We start from the raw sequence: 19819 nt of genomic DNA, 5'->3' as shown, positions 1-19819 counted from the left end.
TAAATATAGTAGAGAAGCCTTGTGAATTTTGGAAAACCTTTAACAAGGGTCAAATAAAAAAATAAGCTCCGAATCTCAATAAATTATTTGCCGAAACAAAAGTTTGTTTTAAATTTGCACCCTCTTAAGGGTAAATGACCCATGGTGTAATTGGCAACACAGCTGGTTTTGGTCCAGTCGTTCTAGGTTCGAGTCCTAGTGGGTCAACATAAAACCTATAAAAATCCTGATTTCAAACGAAATCGGGATTTTTTGTTTGGGGTAATTTGGGTACATTCAGCCTTTAAATTCTTATGGCATTATGAAACACCTTCCAAAAACCTATTTACTATATTGTTTAGTGTTACTTGTATTAAGTTGTGCGGATAAAAAAGAAGCACAACCGGAACCAGATAAAAACCCAAATATCATCTTTGTGCTTGCTGATGATTTGGGGTATGGGGATATTACGGCATTTAATAGGGAGAGTAAAATAAAAACACCTCATTTGGATCAGTTGGCTCAGGAGGGAATGAAGTTTACCGATGCGCATACTTCTTCGGCTGTTTGTACGCCCACACGGTATGGGATCATGACGGGAAGATATAATTGGAGAAGTACGCTAAAACAAGGGGTTTTGATTGGAGCGTCCAAAGCATTGATCCCCAATACTAGGACCACTGTCGCTTCAATCCTTAAAAATAATGGGTACCACACAGCTTTCATTGGCAAATGGCATTTGGGATGGGACTGGGCTTTAAAAAATCCTGATGTGGAACCTACAACGGGGTGGCAAGACACTACTTTTGCCAATATAGATTATACCAAACCAGTTACAAACTCTCCTAATGATTTAGGTTTTGACTATGCTTATGGCCATAGTGGCTCATTGGATATGGCACCTTATGTTTACGTGGAGAATGGTATGGCTACCGAAATACCAGATTCCACTACGGTAAATACTGGAAAATACTCTTGGTGGAGAAAGGGGCCTACTTCCAAGGATTTTATTCATGATGATGTTACGCCTAATTTCTTTAGAAGGGGAATTAAATATGTAGAAGAGCAGGCTGGAAAAGATGAGCCATTTTTTCTTTACCTAGCGTTGCCTTCACCACATACACCAATTCTTCCTACCGAAGAATGGCAGGGTAAAAGTGATTTAAATCCATATGGGGATTTTATGATGATGGTGGATGATTACATGGGCAAACTAAATGCAGCAATAAAAAAAGCAGGAATAGAAGATAATACCCTTGTGATATTTACAAGTGATAATGGATGTTCTCCAGCAGCGGATATTAATGAGATGGTTGAACAGGGGCATTACCCTAGCTTTGTTTACAGAGGCCATAAAGCGGATATTTTTGAGGGCGGGCATCGCGTACCTTATATTGTAAAGTGGCCTAAAAAAGTTAAAAGCGGTTCGCAGAGCGACCAAACTATTTGCACTACGGATTTTGCCGCTACTTGTGCTGCTATTGTAGGGTATGATCTAAAAGATAATGAAGCAGAAGACAGTTATAATATGTTGCCGCTTTTAAATCAGGAGGTGATTAATGGTAATTTTAGGGAAGCAACTGTTCACCATTCCATAAATGGAAGCTTTGCTATTCGAAAAGGAGATTGGAAATTGATTATGTGTCCCGGTTCTGGCGGATGGAGTTTTCCAAAACCGAACAACAAGGAAGTTTTAGAAGGATTGCCAAAGACGCAACTTTATAATTTAAGGGAGGATCCTGCAGAATCTAACAATGTATCGACCTCAAATATGGAAAAGGCAGAAGAACTACAAGGATTGTTGACCAAGTATATTAAGGAGGGTAGAAGCACGCCTGGTGTGGCACAAAAGAATGATGGAGAAGAAGAAGTTTGGAAGCAACTATGGTGGATGGAAAACACGAAATAAGAGTATTCAAAATAAACTGGGGTTTTTCTCAGAGTCCATACTTTGATTTTTAAATAAAGGAAGCGTGACAAAAGCCCTTCTCATATAAACAGAAATTATCACTATATCCAATAAAACCCCTCATCCATCAATTGAAAATGGGGTTATGTCAAATAGGTAGTAGCTAGATTTATTCTACATCGTATTTTTTCAATCAAGATAATTCTTATACAGAATATCAATTGAAACAATCCGAATATTGTGATAAAATACATTTCTAGGGTTTGCCTTTTGGGCTTAATCCTCATGTTGCCAAACATTGCTTTTTGTGGAGGTATAAATAAGAAAAGCAATAGAGTTGGTAAAGCTACCTATAAAAATGAATCCAAACCAGCATCTTTTGCTGAACTGGATACACTTCTTTCTAAAGAGCTATCGGGTTTCTCACTCATGATTAGTGAATTCACAGAAGAATACATTAATCAACATTTTGCTTTGAGCAATACCACCAATGATTTGGTTCGACGAGCAACTCAAGTCATGAACGAGTTAGAGGTAAAGCAAAACTATGTAGATCAACTCTCTCCAAATAACATGGTAACTCTTCCTGTTGGTGTAAAAAAGGTAATCGGAAACATTACGTACACTTTGGGTATTTCCCAGGCAGAAATTACGCCAGATTATATGGTGGTTACTGCTTTTGTTAAAATTGTGATTCCACAATCTGATAATCATGGAAAAAGAAAAGAGCTTCTTTTTGGAGCTAACAACATTAGACTTTCCCACAAGGGAGGTATTTACGATAATGCAAATTTGATTCTTTTAGGAGATGTAGGTATTCCAATAAATGGTGGAAATGCTATGGTGGTTCTTAAAGGAGGTCTTGAAATGCAGAGTGGAAACATCTCCAATCTCACATATGTTACTATCGATTGTTATGGGTTTAAAGAACTGGGGGTTACGGCTGATTTACTGTTCTCCAGAAGCATGTTGGAGCCCGTCGATGCCAATTACAACCTAATTCGTGATAACAATATTAAGGTTACAGGTCATTTTCAGGCCGTCATAAGTGGTTGGAACGATATGCTTGTTGAAGTGGACTTGCCTCCCTTTCAATTAACTAAATCTGAAAGCTCGAACGGGTCGGGAAAAGCGGGTTTGGTTTTTGAACTCAATACAGCTGTCTTTGATTTTAGTGATATCCGTAATTCTCCAAACGTGGTTTTTCCTAAAGAGTATGGGCAATACTTAATTTCTGGGTATGAGCAACTCTGGAGAGGCGTTTATGTCAATACATTGGCCATTGTGTTGCCAAAACAGTTTAAAAAAAGAAATAGTGAAGAACGTATTGTGCTTCAGGCCTCTCACTTGTTGATTGATGGTATGGGAGTCTCCGGAGAATTTTCAGCGGACAATGTATTGCCAATAAATGAAGGAATGGCTTCCAATTGGCAGTTTTCCGTAGATTATATAGAAGCGGAGTTCCTTACCAATAATTTAGTAAAAGCTGGTTTTGATGGCATGATTGTTTTGCCAATTACTAAAGAAGTGACCACAGAGGATATTGAGAATGGCCATAACTATTCGCTAAGCCAGAAATCATTGAACTATCAAGCCATAATTAATCCCGTGGACGATGAATATATACTCACGGCCACTACAAATGATGCGTTGCCATTCAATGTTTTTAAAGCGAAGGCGACAATCACCCCTAATTCTTTTGTTGAATTGCAGGTTTCAGAGCATAGATTTAAACCAAAAGCTGTACTGCACGGCAATTTGACCATTAAAGGAAGTAACAATACTTCCAATCCAGATAAAGAGACGATTGATTTTAAAGGGATAACCTTTCAAAATATGCAATTGCAAACAGAAGCTCCCTATTTTAAAGTGGATTATATGGGGTATAATGATGAGGTGAAGTTTGGCAATTTTCCAGTGACCATTTCAGATATAGCCCTCACTGCAAATAACATAGAAACAGCGCTTTCCTTTGATTTAAATATCAATTTAATGGAGCATGGCTTTTCAGGTAGCACAGGGCTATCCATAGTTGGGGGTTTTGAAGATTATGAAGATTTACATCGTTGGCGTTTTAGAACCATTGAAATCAATAAGATTTTCATCGAGGCTGACTTAGGAACTATACAGATTCGGGGTATGGTTGACTTGAAGGATGATGACCCAGTGTACGGAGATGGTTTCTATGGAGAATTAGGGGCAACATTTAGTGGGATAAGTGTAGATGCTTCGGCGTGGTTTGGTAAAAAAGACTTCAGATATTGGTTTGTTGATGCTTACGCGGATATATCTCAAATGCAACCACCTATGATGATTGGACCAGCTAAAGTAAGTGGATTTGGAGGTGGGGCATATTATAGAATGACAAAGAAACCCGGAGCATATTCAGCTCTTGTCCCATCAGGGCAATCATACATTCCTGATGCTGATTCGGGTCTAGGCTTTAGGGCACTAATCGGTTTTGCATTAACTACAGAAAGTGCATTCAATGGGAAGGTAGGTTTCGAAATGGCATTTAATCGGTACAACGGTTTAAATCGAATATTGTTCTTTGGGGAAGCCCATGTGGTAAAGGCGTTGGATTTCCAATTCGGTGAAAAGTTCAAAGAGAAACTTACCGCAATGGAAAACAAGATAAATTCTATTGGTGAAAACAACCAATCCATACAACGCTTAAAAGAGTCCAATTTGGTCAATTATAGCAAAGTTAGCTTTCCTCAAAAAGGAATGACATTTGATGTTGGGATTGACGCTCATTTTGCAATGGAAAAGGACTTTCAAAACAATACGTTCCATGCCGAGATGGAAATTTATGTTAATACGCCAGGAGGCTTTTTTAAAGGAGTGGGACCCAATGGGCGTGCTGGTTGGGCAGTATTTCATTCGGAGCCAGACGAGTGGTACCTGCATGTGGGTACCCCATCTGACAGGATAGGATTGCAATTAGGTTTGGGAGGTTTCGGGATTAAGAGTACTTCATATCTAATGATAGGTGACAATATTCCGGGAAGTCCACCACCTCCTGCCGTAGTAGCCGAAATATTGGGCGTGGATATGGAATCACTCGATTATATGCGCGATTTAAATGCTCTGGGAGATGGAAGAGGATTTGCATTTGGTTCCGATTTTAGTGTAGATACGGGAGACATGATTTTCTTAGTGTTCTATGCCCGTTTTCAAGCTGGTCTTGGTTTCGATATAATGGTAAAAAATTATGGGGAAACAGCTTGTAAAGGCAGTGGACAGATAGGGATTGATGGTTGGTACGCTAACGGCCAGGCTTATGCCTATTTACAGGGGGAATTGGGCATCAACATAAAACTATTGTTCGTACGCAAAAAAATACCCATAATCAAAGCAGGTGCAGCCGTTCTCTTGCAAGCTAAGTTACCAAATCCAGCATGGTTCAAAGGATATGTGGGGGGACATTTTAATCTTCTGGGAGGGCTCGTAAAGGGAAGGTTTAGGTTCAAAATTGAATTGGGCGAGGAATGCGAAATTATAGGAGGGGCGCCATTGGGGGGCTTAAAAATAATCGCTGATGTCAAGCCTGATTCCGGCTCCGATGAAGTAGATGTATTTGCCGTTCCACAGGCCATTTTCAACATGCGGATAAACAAATCGTTTGATCTTGAGGATGATGAGGGAGTCAAAACGTATCGGATTTTGTTGGGTGAATATACCGTTGCCAATGGCGGAAATCCAATTCAAGGAAATTTAGAATGGAACGAAAATCATGATGCTTTAAGCTTTAAATCTTTTGATGTTTTACCTCCCAACACTGCTATCAATGTAAAAGTTGCGGTTCATTTCCAAGAACTTAAAAATGGTAATTGGGTTACGTTGACCCATGAAGGAAAAATCGCGGTAGAAAAGGAGGAACGCACTTTTACAACAGGTGAGGCACCAGATTATATTCCAATTACAAACATTGCATACACTTACCCCGTAATCGACCAAAAATATTTTTATCAAAATGAACGAAAAAAAGGGTATGTGAAATTGGACAGGGGGCAACCTTATTTGTTCAGCCCAAATACAGCATGGGTACAACACATTTCGTTTGAAAATGATGCTGATTTTTTAAAAGAAGAACTGACTTATAATCGCGGTCAAAAAATGGCCAATTTTGATTTTCCCAATCTTCGGAATTCAGAAAAATATGCTTTAAAAATCATTAGTAAACCACCGAGTTCAAATAATGGTTCAAACATAAAAGAAAGCTATGTTTCCCAAGATTCGAATCAAAAGGGAACTTCAATTGAAATAAGGAATAGACAAGCGGAAACTATACTCAAGAAAGAAGAAGGAACAGAACTTTTGATATACGACTTTAATACCAGCAGATACAATTTGTTCTCCGAAAAAATTAAGGACAAAAAAGTAACCAATCATTACTTAGACCCTATTTACACTAATGTCCATGCACTTCAGGCTGATGTGAGTTCTTCAGAAAGGTTCAGTAAAGAAGAATTATATGGTAATGAACACACGGGGTTTGCTCCTTTGATTGCTAGGGAAGCAGTTTTGGAGGACAATTATTATAAGCAAGAAATTTTCCCGCTAATCTATCGAGGTTATCCATTGGAATCAAAATTTACAGTCGATAGGAATAGTAATGATTTGGGTATTCCACCAAAAAAAGGTGTTGATGTGCTTTCGTGGTATGGTTCGTACTTAGAATCTAACCCTACTTATTACTTGCTGGACACTAGAATTCCCTATCGTTACAATCTACCATTTTATTACAAACAAGACTTCATTGATATTCAATATAAAATCGTGAACGCATACCTACATGAACCATCAAAATATAGCACTAAGGTTGAGCAATATGATTATATCATCAACGGAATATTTCCCGCTATAAAATCAGGAGACTATAAGGTGAAGATGCAATATGTTTTACCTGGGAATATCAAGGGCTCATCTGTCATATTCAAATACATTAATCCCTATTAATAATGCAATTGACAAGCGTAAAAAATCTTTCTGGCAAGGGTAGGTGTATAATTTCTTTTTGTTCCCCAAAATGCAGTGTGCTAATTGCGATAATGTGCTTTGTTGTTGCACAAAAAAGCACGGCCCAGCAAGGTGAGACAGACGCTGATGGGCCACAAATAGTGGTTATGGCCCGCCCTAAAAAAGATGGTGAAATAATGCTTAGATGGGCAGTTACCACCCCTTTGGCCTGGAGAAAACTGAATATATACGGATATGCACTTACACGCTACACCATAACCCGAAACAATTCCACGATTTTGGAGCCCATTGAAAAATTTATTGGTGTTTTTAAACCTAAACCTTTACAGGAATGGATGCCCATTATTGAAGATAACGACAATGCTGCGGTCTTGGCCCAGTCCATATACGGAGAAGGTTTTGAGGTGGAAGGATTAGATCAACTTTCAACCATAATCAATTTGGCCGAGGAACAAGAACAGCGTTTTACATGGGGGCTTTATGCGGCCGACCAAGATTTCATTGCGGCCCAAATGGCAGGTCTTGCTTACGTGGACAGGAGTGCGCAAGCCAACGAAAAATATGTTTACAAAGTAAGCTCTCTAGTTCCCGAAAGCGAAATGATTATTAAAGAAGGAGGTGTGTTCATAGGACTAAAGGATTATGAACCACTGCCCAAACCATTGGATTTGGCCGTTGTTTTTCTCGATGGGAAGGCAATGCTTAGCTGGAATTATGACATTCACCATCAAATTTATAACAGTTATTATGTAGAACGCTCAAAGGACAGTATCAATTTTACAGCTTTAAGTGATTTACCACTTACAAGCCTGAATAATGGCGATAAGACCGACGCCAAACGCATGTTCTATGTTGATTCCATTGCCAATGGCACAACATATTACTATAGGATAAAAGGAAAGACACCTTTTAGTGAGATTGGGCCCACTTCAGCAATTATTTCAGGCAAGGGAGAGAAAAATTTGGAATATGTGCCCCATATCACCACAAAATACTTTTTAGATGATACTAAAGTGATTTTGGAATGGGAGTTTTTGAAAGAAGGTAATCAGTATATAAAAGGTTTTGAACTCAATAGCAGTGATAAGGCGGGCGGCCCCTATAAAGTAGTGGTAAAGGACATTCCACCAGAAGCTAGAAAAATACAATATGACAGTTTGCAGCCTACAAACTACATGACCATTACCGCAGTGGGCAAACATGGAGGCAACAGAACATCGTTTCCGGCCTTGGTACAACCTGTAGATTCCATTCCACCATTAAAACCCAACGGATTTTCCGGAACAATTGATAGTTTGGGAGTTGTAACCCTTACTTGGAACCAGAACAAAGATAAAGATATTCTGGGCTATCGAATTTTCAGGGGAAATCTAAAAAATGAGGAATACTCGCAGATTACCGTGTCACCACATCGTGGCACTACCTTTTATGATAGTGTTTCTGTGAAAAACCTTAACCCCAAGGTCTTTTACCAACTGATTGCCGTAGACCAACGATTTAATATGTCCGAACCCTCGGATATTCTGGAAATCAAAAAACCTGATTATATAAGGCCGACACAACCCGTTTTTAAATCTTATCACATCAAAGATGGAAAAGTCTATATGGAATGGGCAAATAGTTCAAGTGATGATGTCATCAGGCATAAAATCTATAGAAAAGCAACCGAAAATTCAGATTGGATATTGGTACATTCTGTAGGCACTGGGCAACCGTCGATTTCCCCACTGCAAACTGAAATACTGCCCACTGCCATACTGCCTACTGCCCACTGGACAGACAAAGAAGTTGAAGAAAACCAAAAATACAGCTACACCATTGTCGCAGTAGATGACAGCAATTTAGAATCCGACCCAGCACCTCCGCTAACCATTATTGTTCCTAAAACCAGCATGCCTCCATCGGTAAAGGGGCTCAATGCATATATCGATAGGGAAAATAAATCCATTGAGCTCTATTGGTCAGCCTATAAACACAATAATGTGGACAAGCTTATAATCTATAAAGGCATAAAAGACAAGTCGATGACCCAATTAGCACATGTATTGCCCGGTATTAAACGCTTAGTGGATAAAAATATAAACCCCAATAATACATATGTGTATATGATTAGGGCAGTGTATAAAGACGGTAGTTTGAGCAAAACTGCCCAATTGGATATAAAATATTAGAAGATGAAGAAAATAGTGTTCTTGATTTTACTGGGATTTGGAATATATGATGGTTTTTCACAATCCACATTATACGTTCTTTCTAAAACTCCTGTGTTCAATAATATGCCTAGCAATGATTGCCCAATAGGAGATTATACATATGACTACGATATATCTCATACTACAGGTACTTATGATGTAATATCCAATGAAATAGAGATTAGTATTTCCTTTCAAGAAGGATATAATGATGATCCTGGTAATGATTGCAATGGTCCATGTGGGGCATTTGGTTGGTACTGCGATTACACATATTCTGAAGATTTGCATCCATTCGATACAATGGAGATTGAATACGATGGCCCTGAAGAAATTATTTGTACAGCTTCTGAGATTACATGTATGCCTATAGATTATTATGCTGCTCTTATACCAAAGCTGAATGTGCCTGATGATGTTGACCGATGTCCTGAGCAGTCTCTTTTTGAACAATATCAGGATAATCAAAACCATACTGTGGAAGGATTGAAATGGCAATATTTTAACAAGTTCGATCAATGGGTGGATCTGCCAAATTATTCCAATCGATATCCATTAAATGTTAGCGTTGAAGAAGCCTTGGGGTCTAATTTTGAAACTTTGTTTGAAGGGAACTTGCAATTAAGGTTTTTGTTTACAGCGCCTTTCATGGAAACTACGCTGAATTCGTCCGTTGTAACATTTTCAATTATCTCTTGCTCTCCACAATTAATCGATATAACTTCTAAAACAACCTCATGTCCGAATTCCAATGATGGGAGTTTTACATTGATTCTGGACAGGGATTTGGAAGAGGAAGAAGAGGAAAAATTGGTGGTTTCGGTATACAATGTAAATAATGACACCGAGATTATAGCTCAAGATTACACTAGCTCGTTGGTGGATAACGGAAACAATACTTTTTCGTTTGTATGGGTAAAGCCATTGGCGCAAGGCAATTATAAAGTTAAATACCAAACGCATCCAACTAATAACGTGGAAAATGATTCATGGAACAGCCTGGAATTTTCGCCACCCTTCCAAATAGAGGGTCCAGAGCCCGTAAACTTTTCCCTAAGCTCTTCTAACATAAACTGCCATGCAGGTAACGATGGTACAATCTCAATCGAAGCAAATGGAGGAACAGGAAATAACTATCAATACCGTATCAATGAAAGTCCATGGGTCAATTTTTCAAATGGAAATAGCGGTGAACATACCATAGAGGACTTGGCTCCTGGAGAATACACTATAGAGGTTCGCGACGGTAACCACTGCACGGGAACACCAAATGGAGAAAATGAATTGACCCTCGTAGAACCCTCGGAACCTGTATCGATTATGCTAGATCAATTCCAAGAACCTGCGGGCTTTGGATTTACAAACGGGAGTATTACAGCAATGATTAACGGGGGTACACCCTTAAACGACAGCTATAACTATCAATGGAAAGATGAAAATGATAATATTTTAAATACAACAGCGGCCGAAGTGACCAATTCGGGTTATCAGGTCACATTGAACAGCATTGGAGCAGGTGTGTACACCCTAATTGCATGGGATAATAATTATGCCTGGGCTACAACCAAGGCTGGTTGTGAGGATATTTGGGGATTTGAGCTGTCACAACCTCCCCCATTGCAGGTCAGTATGCAAGAAAGTATGTCCGTTTCCTGTAACAGCGCCAATACCTTTGACAACCCCTCGAATGATGCAGAATTGACTGCAACGGCATCCGGCGGTGTTCCGTTTGATCCACTTATTGATGGTTTTTATGCGTATAGCTATACATGGAAAAAGAAGAATGACCAAAATGTTTGGGAGGTCATTCCAGATGTGAGTGGTAATGTGTTAGGTAACGTTGGAGCGGGTGAATATGCTGTGAACATTGAAGATGCTAACGGAATAATTGTGGGGACCTATGTGAACAATATACTGCAACAGGCCAATGATTATACTTTTTTGTTGAATGAGCCACAACTTCTCACGGTTGATATGGAAAAAACGGATGTCAACTGTTTTGGTGGTAAAGATGGTACGGCAACAGCAACCATTAGTGGCGGCACCCCGCCTTATGAGGTTTTGTGGTCGACGGGTACCGATACAGAAATGGTGAACGACTTGGCAGCCGGCACTTATTTTGTATATGTAATGGACGCTCTTGGCTGCGAGGTGAGCGGTCAGGTAATTATTGAACAGCTAGGGTCGCTTGATGTTAAAATTGTGGAATTGGAAAATCCTACTTGTCATGATGCAGGCGATGGCAGCATAACCGTAGAAATAATAGGAGGTGTTGAACCATACACCTATTCATGGGATTCAGGCCTGGAAGCAACTTCAATATCGGGGATTCCCCAGGGCACCTATACCTTTCAGGTGATGGACGCCAATGGTTGTGAAAAAAGTGTCGAAATTCAATTGGAGGCTCCGATACCCTTGGATTTGGGCTTGGAAGAAGAGAAAGTTCTATGCGTGGGTCAGGTATATGAAGTAGATATATCAATTGAAGATCCAGATGCCACATACCAATGGACTTCCAACAAAGGATTTAACGGCATATCACCCAAAGTTGCCCTTTCCGAAGAGGGAATTTATACGGCTACGGTAACAACAAGTCTGGGCTGTACAAGTAGTGACACTATAGAAATTATTGTTTCCGATACCCAGATAGACTCCGAATTTTTGATTACCTCCCAAGCGTTTGCAGGGGAGGAAATAGTTTTGGTAAATACAAGCAATCCACTCGGAACAACGGAAGAATGGATTTTTCCAGAACAGGCCCATGTAGTGGAAAAAAGTACCGGGCTGGTGGTATTGCGGTTCGATGAGCCCGGTGCTTATGAAGTAGCCCTTCGTAATTACCAGAGAGCCTGTTATGAGGATTTTACCAAGAACATTATTGTGGAGCAGGCAAGGCAATTACCCGATGTCGGCGATGCCCCAGCTCCGTTTATAAAAGAATATATAGTATCGCCCAATCCATCAACAGGCTCATTTACGGTAAAGCTTTCCTTAAGGGAAGAAGCTAAAGTTTCGCTACGCTTGTATGGTTTTACCTCAAATGTGCCTTATGACGACCGTCAATTTCAAAATGATCAAGAGTATGAAATTCCATATGTGATTGACCTTCCTGCCGGAATTTACTTTCTGCTTTTGGAGACACCGAAAGAAAGTCAGATCAGAAAAATTATCGTCTTATGATTAAAAATAGTAAGTATGGATATCTAGTGCCAGTGCTATTTCTTTTGGTTACATGCACCAAAGAAACCGCAATACCAGTAAAGGTGGACTTTGCCACTGAAGTGGAAAATAACGATTATTCCGTTCCCGTTCGTGTAAAAATCACCAATCTGACACAGGATGCAGATACGTATAACTGGACATTCGAAGGAGGCTCCCCATCCACTTCAACCGATAAAAACCCTGGGACAATAGCCTATGCAGAATCTGGGGAATATACAATTCGGTTAGATGCATCAAACCGTGACGGGAGCAAAGCCAACAAAGAAATCCAGATTAAGATTGATGCCGAAATCATGATAGGGTTTGAGGCTGTTATCCAAAAGGACAATTTTTCCCCAGTAGAAGTACACATTGTCAATACCACCAAAGGCGCCAACACCTTTTACTGGATTTTTGAAGGTGGCGACCCTTCCTTTTCCACTGCCCAAGAGCCGGGCAAGGTACTATTCAAAGATGAGGGGGAACATAAGATTACCTTAACAGCGGGTAACGGAAAGGAAGTATATAACATGGCTAAAACAATTACTGTTGCCCCAAATCTAAAGGCGGCGTTCGATTTGGATGTGGCCTTTGAAGATGACGACTTTCAGGTTCCTGTTACCATGACCATGGTCAATAACAGTATTAGTGGGGTCAATTATGAATGGATGTTCAACGGGGCGGTTCCAGCATCGAGTACCGAGGAAAACCCAACAATTACCATATATGAGCCGGGAATCCATACACTACAATTAAAAACTGATAATGGAAAAGAAACGCAAACGGTTTCCAAAGAAATCACTGTTTTTCCGAATACAAACCTTAGGGTGTTCAATAATGTACAGTTGGGAATCAATACCGCACACAATTCCAATACAGTCGGAGCATTCTTTTCCACAAAAACAAGAGAAGTTTATGCAAAGGAAGACCTTCCGTTACAAGATGGAAGCATTCTCGATATCGCTTTTTTTGGCTTGGATGCCAATTTTTTGTTCAACAGATTCATTTCGCCAGATCAGGTGCAGCATTTCACCTTTGATGCTATTGCGAATGCCTCCGAAACAAAGTTCATCAACCTGCAGGAATCGTGTGACTGCATGGCATCACTTTCAATATCGGAATTTGATGCAATGGAAGACAATACCCTTTTTCAAACCATGGAAATAGAAGAGACCATAGGTGGCATACAAGATTTTGACAACTCCATAGTTCCCAGAATCGTACTTTTTGAAACAGGCGATGGGCGCAAAGGAGCCATCAAGATCAAAGAATTTATACAAGCAGGGACAAGTTCATATATCGTTGTGGACATTAAAGTGCAAAAACAGTAAACAGTAAACAGTGGGCAATGAGCAATAATTAATGTGTAATGATTTATCAATGGGTGAAGAACTTTTTTATGGTTAAGGGTTTTGCAAAAAAATAATCAAGTCAAGCTCGTGGAAAGTATATAAAACATGTATAAAAAATTAAAAATGAACCATATCATAAAGGTGATGGCTTGGGGTTTGAAAGGAGGGCTTTTAAAGAAATTGTTCATTGTACATTGCCTGTTGTATAATGTATTGGTATCCGCCCAAACCTATCCCGTACAGGTAACCCCACAACTGCTGCCCCCGTATGGTTACAGGTTGTCCGACTACCAGACCGCTACTACCGAAAAACTCTTTGTGAACCTCTTGCTCACCGATGCCCAGGAATCAGGTCGGCAGGTAAGGCTCAAAATGTATGTACAGGGACAGGGCCTGGACATTCGCACCAATGACTTTGTGGCCGGTGCTGCCCCGATAGTTTTGGACGGTGGTATCAACCTACGTTTGACCATTCTGGACCTTGGCCCTTATTTTGCCCTGAACAATCTTGTGGGGATTGCCCCGCACCAATACGGCCGACCCTTACCCGAGGGGCGGTATGATTTCTGCTTTGAGGTGTACGATAGTTTTTCGGGGCAGCGTATCTCCCAAAAGAGCTGTACCTCCATATTTTTGATGCTCAACGACCCGCCCCTGCTCAATGTGCCCGGACGTGGTGATTTGGTCACGATGCAAGACCCGCAGAACATCCTGTTCAATTGGACGCCCCGGCACATAAACGCTCCGGCTGTACAGTACGAGTTCACGCTAAAAGAACTATGGGACACTGGTATGGACCCTCAGGCTGCCTTTTTGGCCAGTCCGCCACTGTACCAGACCACCACCTTTGCCAATACCTTGCTGCTTGGCCCTGCGGACATTCAGCTATTGGAAGGCAAGACCTATGGATGGCAGGTAAAAGCCTTTGCCGACAACGGCCTTGGAGCGACCGCAGGCTTCAGGAACAGTGGCCAGAGCGAAATCTACCATTTTACGTACCGAGCCGACTGTTCCCCTCCAAGGTATGTAATCTCCAAGGCGCTCAACTCTCGGGCGATGGAGGTGACCTGGCAGAATGGCCCGCATTTGCGCTACCGGGTACAGTACCGCAAAAAGGGGTATGGAGACAATAACTGGTTTGGGTTATGGACGCAAAACAACAAGGCCACCATACGCGATCTTGAAGAGGATACCGAGTACGAGTTCCGTGTTGGCGGGGAGTGCAGCCCGAACGGTGGGTTGGCCTACTCCGCCATACATATATTGACCACCCCCAAAGAAGAGGAGATGGCCCATTACAACTGTGGCATCCCTCCCGAATTAGAGATAACCAACCATGACCCCTTGCCCAGCCTAGGGGTAAACCAGGTGTTCACTGCGGGCGATTTTCCCGTGACCGTAAAATCGGTGACCGACCATGGTGGTGGCCGATACTCCGGTTGGGGGCTGATCAACATCACCTATCTGGGGGATGCCAATGTCCAGGTAACCTTTGATAATATCAAGATCAATACCGACCACCAAATGGTAGCGGGTATGGTAGTGGCCAGCTATGATGCCGATGGGAATGGAATTGTGGATGTGGATGATACCATTGATCAAATAATCCAATTGTTAGATAATTGGGCGGGAACTCCCGAGCAAATTCAAGAACTGGAAGGACATAAAAAGACTCTTGACAATGAATTGGACAATGCTATAAACAAAACTGCCCAAAATGCTGAAACTGTGGCAGAACTTAAAGAAGCAAAGGAAGATTTAAATACCAGTACCGATGCATTGATAAATCAAGGTGAAAACCCGAAAGGAGAAAGCGTAACAGCTGTAAAAACTGCCACGCAACAAGCTATGGATAGGGTAAGAGAGGCAGAAGCCAATACAAACATTCAGAGCAATGGTGGGAGTCAAATAAGTAGAGATGGCTATTTTGATGGTGTCATTGACTTTATCGTTGTGGATGACAATATAGAGGAAAGACCTAAAGATGGACCTGAATTGGTGAATCTATCCCAAATGCTTCCCGAAAATGATGATGAGAAATATGTAAGGGTTACGGAGACAACATTGAGCAACAACAAACAACTGTTGGTCTCTATTTCCAATACGGCTAACATTGGTTCCGATGAGGATGTTGCCCAAATAAAGCAGAGAATAGCTTCGGTGGGTAATCTAGATTATATGCTGTGGATACATTACGACCTTAAGGCCAGCCAAGTAAAATACAAAGTTGCCTTTGGCAACAATTACTACCCAGATAATCTGATTACCCAAAACCAGGTGGTGGAGTTGATGAACGATGCCCTAAGTTTTGACCTTAGGGATACCATAGGCTCGTCCATTGTGGCCCTATCCGTAGGTTTGGATGATTTGTTGGAAACCTACCATGACCAACTCCCACAGATAGATACTGAAATAATAGCGGGCACCACGGCCTACGACCTACTCAAGTTTAGTCTTGGTTTTGCCCGGGAATGCGGGGAAAGCTATGGAAAACAAGAAACAGGATTGGTGCCACGATGCCTGTGGGACAATGAAAACCCTTATACACTTGCCGCAGCCTACTATGCTGGTTTCATAGATGGTGCTTGGGAAATTGCAGAAATGGGCTATGGCATTGCAGAGGTTTCTGGTGCATGGAACCCTCTTCACCCTGTCTTCCATACCCAAACGGGCATGGATATACGGCAAAAAACAATGGATGTACTGGCCATGCTGAAAAAATTGATAGATGCAGATGATTCCCTTGAACGGATAAAGACATTGGTCAAGAACGAGGTTGAAAAATATATTGATGAGACCCTTTCCTTAGATGCACAGGGACGCTACAATCAGGGCAAACTAATCTTTGAGGTGGCCAGCGCCTTTTTTGGCATAGCGGAGGCAAAAGCATTGCTAAAGACGGGTAAGTTGACCTCCAATTTATTACAGGGGCTGGCAAGTATCCCGGAAAGAATCAAAGTATTTATTAAAAAAGGAGTATTAAAAATTGAAAAATCATCTGGAAAGATAGGTGTCATATTAGATGCTACAAAGTTGGGAATGGATGATGCAACTTTGCTTGCTTCGAAATGGATTAAACCAGAAAATGGCTGGTATGATGTTGTTGTTCATGGAACTCCAGACAATTTTATGGTAAACACAGACAGCAAATGGGTGAAAATAACTCATAGAAATTTGGTGAAGTTTCTAAAAAGTATGGGATATTCCCAAAATAAACCAATTCGATTAATATCTTGTAATACAGGTGTATTTCCAGATGCCATTGGTAAAGATCTTGCAAATAAAATTGGAGTTGAAGTGAAAGCACCTAAAGGATTAATTACAGTGTTTGAGGATGGTTCATACCTTATCTCAAATAGTGGAGAGTGGAGAATTTTTAAACCGGGTCAATAATATGAAAGCTTTAGGATTTGTAAAGGAACATGAGAATATGAATAATGAGGTTAAGAATTTTGAAGAATTTCATTATTCAATTAATCCATATAAGAATGAAATTCTAAAATATTTGAAAACAGGAGAAACTATAGCAGTTACAATGAACATCATTAAATCACTTTATAATGGAGATGATAATATTATAGGGGGGGTAGTTTATTTTACTGATGGTAATTGGATTTGGACAAATTATTTAATCTATTATCTAGAAAAATATAATATAGAAATTAATAATGAATTCGTTGATTATGTTCTTGGCAAGAAAAGTAATGAACAAAAGGACAATTTAAACAAACAAAAAGCCATAAAATATTTAAAAGAAATGAAAATTCTTGTTTAGTATTCCCACTAGTACGAGCGTGACGGTCGCGCCATAAAAGCATAAAGAACGTTCTTTGACATATTAAACTAAGTAGTCCCCTTGCCCAGCCTCGGGGTGAACCAGGTGTTCACTGCGGGCGATTTTCCCGTGACCGTAAAATCGGTGACCGACCATGGTGGTGGCCGATACTCCGGTTGGGGGCTGATCAACATCACCTATCTGGGGGATGCCAATGTCCGGGTAACTTTTAACAATATCAAGATCAATACCGACCACCAAATGGTTGCGGGCTTGGTGGTGGCCAGTTATGATGCCGATGGGAATGGAATTGTGGATGTGGATGATACCATTGATGCCGTAATCGGGGGCATCAAGAACCTGTTCAATGATCTTTTTTCCCAAAAGGAAGATTTGCTGGACCAACTTTCGGAAACCCAAAGTGTGGAAGAGCAACAGAATATCATCTCAAAGATCAATGATGTGGAGGTGACCATTGCCCAACAGATAGACAATATCCCCGGTAAGGAGCATCTGCCCCAAGAATTGCAACAAGAGCTCCAAGACCTAAAACAAGAAGCGGGCATTGCAGGAACAGGGCAATTGTCGCTCCAAGAAATCGAGGATATCAAGATTGCCGATGCAGAGCGTAGGGAACGGATCAATGAAATCGCCACCATTGTAGAGAACCATGCCTTTGTAGAAATAGGGGCACAAATTCTGAACGACCCAGAAAAAAGTATCCCATTTTGGCAAACCATAGAAAAATTGGAAAGAGTATATGACTTTTTGCAACAGTGCAATAATGAACATTGGACAAGTTATCAAGCCAAGGGAGTCGTCCCCCATTGTCTTTGGAGGGACGCAGAGGTAGCAGGTGAACATCTGTACTCTGTCAGTGACCTTCCATATCTTTCAGGTTTAGTGGATGGAGCCTATATCGAAGGGAAAGAAATTTTAAAGCTGCCACAGTTATTGAAAGATTTGGGTAACGGTATTCAACAGCTTATCTACTCTTTTACAGTAGCATATATAGAATGCAATCCAAAGGCTGTAAAAGCAAACCAAGATCGCCTTACAAAGCTTTTAGAGACCATTGAGGTGGCAGAGGAACGCAAAGAGCTTCTTGATTGGATGAAGGAGCAACTTGACAAGTTTGTGCTCGATGATAAGGAAAGAAAGGAAAAATTGGAGCAGTACCTAGACCAATGCAAAAGGTACGATGAAACCAGGCAAGCAGTGGAGGATTTTTATGATTTTATTGCCGATTGGAAGGAGGTGAAGAGGTTGTACGGTCAAGTGTCAGAGAAGCTTGTAGAAACCTTAAAGGTTTATCGGTACTATTCCTTTGTGAACGAAGATCGGTACCAGAGGGCATTGCTCGACCTTCAAATATTTTCTGTTGCAACGGGATTGGGGGCAGTAACCAAGATAAAGAAGGTCAAGGATATTCTACTGGCCTTGCGTAACTTTACCCAAAAGCAATGGGATGACCTGGGCAGAAAGTATGGAGATGAAATCTCTAATGTTGGGACCGATTTGCTTAAAAAAGCAGATGACGCATTCCTCCAAGCAAAAAATCAAACTAAAGTTTGGTCTGGTTATGATTGTAGCGAAATTGCTGAAGATATTTTTGAAGCAGTGGGTGAGGGCAAAATTATTAGAGTCGAAGGAAAAAATGGAAATTGGATAAAGGTAAAACAACTGGGTTTTGTAGATGAGTTTCAGTACCATGAAATTTATGTTTATAAAGAAAAAGTTTATGATGTAAGATTTGATGATTACCCGGTCAGATATGATGACTTTATACAACATATTAATGAGGTCAATTCGATAGATGTTAAAATCACTATAATACGTCAATGATGCTTAAATTGGAAAAAAATCTTTATTATACACTTAATTCTTACCATAAACTTGGTTCTCCTCAAATAAATTCTTTTAATCCACTTGATAAATTAAGTATCTCTAGTTTTAGCTTTCATTTTAAAGATTTGGACAAAACGGATAAGATTTATCCAAAACTAATTAGTTGGATTGAAAATTTTTCTGGGGGGTTGCCTTGGATAATGCATAGTTATGGCAGTAGAAAAAACTATACAATAGAACCATTAGAAATATATGTTTTAAAAAGAAAGTATGGGATTGATTATATAAGTTTTTTATCTAAAAATGGACATGAAGAGATTGCGGTTTTATCTCAAAAGGACATGGTAAAATTGTGCGGATATATAAAAAAGAAAATTTTCCAAGCTAGTGGCTAACAGGATGCTCGTGCCATAAAAGCATAAAGAACGTTCTTTGACATATTAAACTAAGTCGCCCCTTGCCCAGCCTCGGGGTGAACCAGGTGTTCACTGCGGGCGATTTTCCCGTGACCGTAAAATCGGTGACCGACCATGGTGGTGGCCGATACTCCGGTTGGGGGCTGATCAACATCACCTATCTG

9 protein-coding genes and 1 tRNA gene are annotated in these 19819 nt (G+C 40.5%); all 10 read left to right on the top strand.

Annotated elements, in window-relative coordinates:
• Positions 1-135: 135 nt before the first annotated feature.
• Positions 136-207, top strand: a tRNA-Gln gene (locus E4661_RS11475).
• 94 nt (positions 208-301) lie between these two features.
• The gene (locus E4661_RS11470; RefSeq protein ID WP_136467470.1) at positions 302-1888 is read left to right on the top strand and encodes a sulfatase family protein; all 1587 of its coding nucleotides are present in this window, start codon (positions 302-304) and stop codon (positions 1886-1888) included.
• Positions 1889-2128: 240 nt separating this feature from the next.
• Positions 2129-6850: a hypothetical protein gene (locus tag E4661_RS11465; RefSeq protein ID WP_205728953.1), complete on the top strand. Its 4722-nt coding sequence runs from the start codon at positions 2129-2131 to the stop codon at positions 6848-6850.
• Between the two features lie 92 nt (positions 6851-6942).
• The gene (locus E4661_RS11460; protein WP_205728952.1) at positions 6943-9042 is read left to right on the top strand and encodes a fibronectin type III domain-containing protein; all 2100 of its coding nucleotides are present in this window, start codon (positions 6943-6945) and stop codon (positions 9040-9042) included.
• A gap of 3 nt (positions 9043-9045) precedes the next feature.
• A complete protein-coding gene (locus E4661_RS11455; protein ID WP_136467464.1) occupies positions 9046-12243 on the top strand; it encodes a T9SS type A sorting domain-containing protein in 3198 nt (1065 codons plus the stop codon).
• The gene (locus E4661_RS11450) at positions 12240-13595 is read left to right on the top strand and encodes a PKD domain-containing protein (protein WP_136467462.1); all 1356 of its coding nucleotides are present in this window, start codon (positions 12240-12242) and stop codon (positions 13593-13595) included. Before E4661_RS11455 ends, E4661_RS11450 begins: the two co-directional genes overlap by 4 nt.
• A 144-nt stretch (positions 13596-13739) precedes the next feature.
• Positions 13740-17009 carry a fibronectin type III domain-containing protein gene (locus tag E4661_RS11445; protein WP_168796365.1) on the top strand — a complete coding sequence of 1090 codons (3270 nt, stop codon included), beginning with the start codon at positions 13740-13742 and terminating at the stop codon, positions 17007-17009.
• Between the two features lies 1 nt (position 17010).
• Positions 17011-17391: a hypothetical protein gene (locus E4661_RS11440; protein WP_136467458.1), complete on the top strand. Its 381-nt coding sequence runs from the start codon at positions 17011-17013 to the stop codon at positions 17389-17391.
• Positions 17392-17472: 81 nt separating this feature from the next.
• A complete protein-coding gene (locus E4661_RS11435; protein WP_136467456.1) occupies positions 17473-19236 on the top strand; it encodes a hypothetical protein in 1764 nt (587 codons plus the stop codon).
• Positions 19233-19634: a hypothetical protein gene (locus tag E4661_RS11430; protein WP_136467454.1), complete on the top strand. Its 402-nt coding sequence runs from the start codon at positions 19233-19235 to the stop codon at positions 19632-19634. Before E4661_RS11435 ends, E4661_RS11430 begins: the two co-directional genes overlap by 4 nt.
• The last annotated feature ends 185 nt before the right edge of the window (positions 19635-19819 follow it).

This window comes from Flagellimonas onchidii (assembly GCF_004804315.1).
Classification (GTDB): Bacteria; Bacteroidota; Bacteroidia; order Flavobacteriales; family Flavobacteriaceae; genus Flagellimonas; species Flagellimonas onchidii.
This window is presented reverse-complemented; position numbering and strand designations above follow the sequence as displayed.